Genomic DNA, 5,395 nt, shown 5'->3' on the forward strand with positions numbered 1-5,395 from the left:
CTAATAAAACAAGGAAGATAATTGATTTTTGATAATAAATTTATTCAACAAAGAATAGAAAAAGCGAAACTTTTAAAAGAAGCAGGACATAACCCTTATTCAAATGATTGTAAAAGAAACACAACTATAGAGAAGTATTTAAATGTAAACTCTGACATAGCTGATAGAGAAGATAAACGCGATGAAAAACGCCATTACACTGTGGCTGGTCGGATTAAACTTCTTCGTGTTATGGGAAAAGCTTCTTTTGTAAAGATAGAAGATGAAAGTGGTATGTTACAAATATATGTTGCGCGTGATAATCTTCCTGAAGATTTCTACAATGACATGTTTAAAAAGAACATTGAAGTTGGAGATATTATCGAAGTTGGTGGCTATCCATTTGTAACAGGAAAAGGTGAGTTGTCTCTTCATGCTGAGAGTTTTACTATTCTTACAAAAGCGATTAGTCCACTTCCTGAAAAATTTCATGGTGTTACAGATAAAGAGATTCGTTATCGTAAGCGCTACCTTGATCTTATTATGAATTCAGAGGTACGTAAAACTTTTCATACTCGTTCAAAGGTTGTATCTCTTACTCGTCGTTTCTTTGAGGATAAAGGTTTCTTAGAAGTAGAAACTCCAATGATGCACCCAATAGCTGGGGGAGCTAATGCAAAGCCATTTGTTACACACCATAATGCACTTGGTATTGATAGATTTTTAAGAATTGCTCCTGAGTTATATTTAAAACGTCTAATTGTTGGTGGATTTGAAGCTGTATTTGAAATAAACCGTAACTTTAGAAATGAAGGTATGGATGCAACTCATAATCCAGAATTTACATCTATAGAATTTTACTGGGCATATAAAACATATAAAGATTTAATAGAAATTACAAAAGAATATTTTAAATATCTTTTTGAGCATTTAAATCTTCCAACACGTCTTCCTTATGGAGACTTAGAAGTAGACTTTGAAAATTTTCAAGAGATACCATTAATCGAATCACTTACAAAAATCGGTGGAGTTCCTGTAGAGTCCTGTAAGACAATAGATTCTATTTTATCTTACTTAAAGTCTAAAAATATGACGGTTAAACCTGGTATGAATTTAGGACAACTTCAAGGCGAACTCTTCGATGAGTTTGTTGAAGAAAAGCTCATTGACCCTACTTTTATTACAGAGTATCCAGTCGAAATTTCACCACTTGCACGAAGAAGTGATGAAAATCCAGCTATAACAGAACGTTTTGAACTTTTTATAGCTGGTCGTGAAATTGCCAATGCATTTAGTGAGCTTAACGATCCAATTGATCAACTTTCACGTTTTGAAGTACAGATGAAAGCTAAAGATAATGGAGATGATGAAGCCCATGAAATGGATAGTGATTTTGTAGAAGCTTTGAGCTATGGTATGGCCCCAACTGCAGGGCAAGGCATAGGAATAGATAGACTTGTTATGTTGCTTACTAATGAACATTCAATCAGAGATGTGCTATTATTTCCAGCAATGAAACCTATAAACAATGAAGAAATTAAAACACAAGAAGAGGAATAAAAATGAGTTTTTTAAAAGAATACGATAGTGAAATATTTGATTTATGTGAAAAAGAGTTAGAGCGTCAAACTGACCATTTAGAAATGATTGCATCTGAAAACTTTACACTTCCAGCTGTTATGGAAGCTATGGGTTCAGTTTTTACAAACAAGTATGCTGAGGGTTACCCAGCAAAGCGTTATTATGGTGGATGTGAGTATGCTGATGGCGTTGAACAGTTAGCTATTGATAGAGCATGTGAGCTTTTTGGATGTAACTTTGCAAATGTTCAGCCTCACTCAGGAAGCCAAGCAAATGGTGCAGTTTATGCAGCACTTCTTAAAGCAGGTGATAAGATTCTAGGTATGGATTTAAGCCATGGTGGTCACTTAACACACGGTTCTAAACCAAGTTTTTCAGGTAAGAACTACTCTCCATTTTATTATGGCGTTGAATTAGATGGTCGTATAAACTATGATAGAGTTATGGATATAGCGCAAATCGTTAAGCCTAAAATCATCGTTTGCGGTGCTTCCGCTTACGCTCGTGAAATAGACTTCAAAAAATTCCGTGAAATTGCTGACGCTGTCGGAGCGATTTTATTTGCCGATATCGCGCACATCGCCGGTTTAGTCGCAGCTGGTGAGCACCCTAGCCCATTCCCTTACGCCGACGTTGTAACAACAACTACACACAAAACCCTTGCTGGCCCTCGTGGTGGTATGATTATGACAAATGATGAAGATATGGCAAAAAAACTTAACTCTGCTATATTCCCTGCGCTTCAAGGTGGACCATTAGTTCACGTTATCGCTGCAAAAGCCGTTGGTTTTAAATACAATTTATCTCCAGAGTGGAAAGACTACGCTAAACAAGTAAAAGCAAACGCTAAAATTCTTGGTGAAGTTATGATGAAACGTGGATATGACGTAGTTTCTGGCGGAACTGACAACCACTTAATTCTTGTATCTTTTGTTGGTACTGATATCTCTGGAAAAGAAGCTGATGCGGCTTTAGGAAACGCAGGTATAACTATTAACAAAAACACTGTTCCAGGTGAGACGAGAAGTCCATTTGTAACTTCAGGTATTCGCATTGGTTCTCCTGCACTTACATCACGTGGTATGAAAGAAAAAGAGTTTGAGTTCATTGCAAATAAAATGGCTGATGTATTAGATGATATTACAAATACAGAACTTCAAGCTTCTATTAAAGAAGAGTTAAAAGCATTAGCACATAACTTTGTAATTTACAATCAATCAACATATTAATTAGGAGTTCACAATGACTGCAATGGATCTTAAACTTATTAAAATGCTTAGTGACCACTATTGGATTAAGCGCGATACTGTAGTGGATAAAATCGCTTTTAAGGGTCGTACTTTTTACAATAAATTTGAAAAAGTTAATGAATCAATTTCCCAATCTATAATTGACCAACACCTAAAAGGTGATATAACCATTGCTCACTCTATTGTAAATAAACATAATAAAGTTGAAAATATTGTCATTGATTATAATGGTCGTGACCCTGAGCGTTTTTATCATAAAGCACAACTTCTTCTACGTGAAGAAGGTTATATAAATTTCACAGCATATACTACAAAAACAGATGGGCACCTACATGTATATATTCATAAAGGTCATACAACCCTTACTGAAGCGATTCAACTAGGTAAAATGATAAGTATGAAACTAGCTTCGAAGCAACCCAAACAGTGGAAAATGTTTCCAAACTCTGATGTGCCAGATGAATACAATATACTTGCTCTGCCTTATGAGGTATATGCAAAAGAAAGAGGAGCTTCGTGGTCGAAGCACATGTAGAAAAACTTGTTACATAAGTAATATTTAGGTATCATAAAGTAATTTAAACAATCAAGGTAATTAATCATGAACAACAATAATGAACTCAATGACATTATATTAAACAAGGGTGGCATGACCAACTCAAATAAAAAGATAATTTTATCAGTAGCCACATTAGGTGTCATTCTTATAATAGTAGTTATGTTAATGAACTCCCTCAGTTCTAGTGGTACCGACAATCTTCCACAAGCTGTTCTTCCTCCTCAGCCAGAAGTTCAAGAAATTAATTCAATCTCACAAGAGCCTCTTTTTAAAGAGATTGAAGTTATTCAAGAAGATAGTAGTGAGTCAGATTTAGATTTGATAACTAAGAAACTCAAAGAAGAGAGCATAAGAGAAAAGGAATTTACAGAATCTGTAGTAACAAAAGTTAAAAACAAAGAAGTTACTAAAACACCTATAGTTAAATCTGTAAAAGAAACGATTAAGAAAAAAATAGCTCCTATTGAGAAAGTAACTGCATCAATTCATTACTATATTCAAGTTGGCTCTTTTTCTAAATACAAACCAAATAAAAGATTTTTAGATTCTATTGAGAAGCTCGGGTTTCCATACGAATTTCGTAAAATGACGAAAAATACCAAGACATTAAATAAAGTTTTAGTTGGTCCATTTTCTACAGAGAAGAAAGCAAAAGATGCTCGACGTATTTTACGTTCAAAAGTAGAGCCTGGTGCTTTTTTAGTTACTTTATAAATACTAAGGACCACATTGATATATTCAGAACAGTTTACCCTTGACCAGTTAGCACCTATTGCTGTCTACTCTAAACTAAAAGAGATGTTTGAGGACGAGATAAGTTACCTTTTTGAGAGTGCTGGACAGAGTGATGGTAACTACAGCTTTATTTGTATAGGTGCTAGAGAAAGAGTACAGTATGTTAACAATACAACTCTGTATACTGATTCTAATTCTAAAGTCCATTCAAAAGACGAATCCCCTTTTACCTTTCTAAAGAACTACTATAAAAGTGTAGAAACAACTGAATATAAAAAGGCGACAAAAGAGTTAAAAGTAGGTTATGTTGATGGATTTATAGGCTATATCGGCTATGATATGGTAAAAGTTTTTGAGCCAAAACTAGGTTCAAGTATGGATAACTTAGAAGATGAACTGGGAACTCCAGATCTTGATTTGATACTTCCTAAACTTGTTTTAATCTACTCCCATAAAAACCATCAAATCACTCTTATTTCTACACTTAGTGAATATAAACAAAAGTTTTCTAGCATACATGCTGAACTAAAAGGGTCTTATACATACCAACATAGAGTTCGTAATATCGGTGATGACAAAGGCTCTTATGCACACTCAAAAAGTAAGTTTTTTGATATGATTGATAAATCCAAAGAGATGATTAAAAGTGGTGATGTCTTTCAAATTTTAATGACAAACCGTTTTACTCGAAAGATAAAAGTTGATGCATTTAGTTTTTACAGAATACTACGAACAAAAAACCCATCTCCATATATGTTCTTGATGGAATATGAAGATTTTAACATCGTTGGCTCTTCTCCTGAAGTTATGGTGAGACTGAGCGAGGGAGAACTTCTTTTACGTCCAATAGCAGGAACACGTAAACGCGGTGATACAAAAGAGAAAGATAAAGCACTTGAAGTTGAGCTACTAGCTGACCCTAAAGAGTTAGCAGAACATCTTATGCTCATAGACTTAGGCAGAAATGATGTAAGCCGTGTTGCTAAAACAGGTACTGTAAAAGTTGAAGATATGATGCATATAGAACGTTTTTCTCATGTGATGCATATTGTCTCTGATGTAACGGCAGAATTAAGTGATGATAAAGACATGTTTGATCTGTTTATGGCAACGTTTACAGCAGGTACAATGACTGGTGCACCTAAGATACGCGCCATGGAGCTCATCGCACGAGCTCTGCGTTCCGGACACTCGCTGAATTCCGGAATCAACGTCGTCGTCGAAGAAATGCCGATGCCGATCGCCACGGAATTCATGATGGCCTACGAGGAACAGAACCTCGGTGTCCCGA

General features: G+C 35.3%; 5 protein-coding genes. All 5 read left to right on the forward strand.

All coding sequences use genetic code 11. The annotated features are described in order from the left end of the window. Positions 1 to 21 precede the first annotated feature (21 nt). Positions 22 to 1,539: a lysine--tRNA ligase gene (gene lysS / locus HOG88_RS00565; RefSeq protein ID WP_295002106.1), complete on the forward strand. Its 1,518-nt coding sequence runs from the start codon at positions 22 to 24 to the stop codon at positions 1,537 to 1,539. Between the two features lie 2 nt (positions 1,540 to 1,541). Beyond that, positions 1,542 to 2,789 carry a serine hydroxymethyltransferase gene (locus HOG88_RS00570; protein ID WP_295002107.1) on the forward strand — a complete coding sequence of 416 codons (1,248 nt, stop codon included), beginning with the start codon at positions 1,542 to 1,544 and terminating at the stop codon, positions 2,787 to 2,789. 13 nt (positions 2,790 to 2,802) lie between these two features. Beyond that, on the forward strand, positions 2,803 to 3,345 hold the full coding sequence (locus HOG88_RS00575; RefSeq protein ID WP_295002108.1) for a DUF1882 domain-containing protein: 543 nt from the start codon (positions 2,803 to 2,805) through the stop codon (positions 3,343 to 3,345). A gap of 66 nt (positions 3,346 to 3,411) precedes the next feature. Continuing rightward, positions 3,412 to 4,083 (forward strand): SPOR domain-containing protein, encoded by a 672-nt coding sequence (locus HOG88_RS00580; protein ID WP_295002109.1) that lies wholly within the window; start codon positions 3,412 to 3,414, stop codon positions 4,081 to 4,083. A gap of 15 nt (positions 4,084 to 4,098) precedes the next feature. Beyond that, positions 4,099 to 5,395, forward strand: a 1,297-nt coding sequence (locus HOG88_RS00585; protein WP_295002110.1) for a chorismate-binding protein, incomplete at its 3' end; no start/stop codon positions are given.

The organism is Sulfurimonas sp., assembly GCF_018698455.1.
In the GTDB taxonomy this organism is placed as follows: Bacteria; Campylobacterota; Campylobacteria; order Campylobacterales; family Sulfurimonadaceae; genus Sulfurimonas.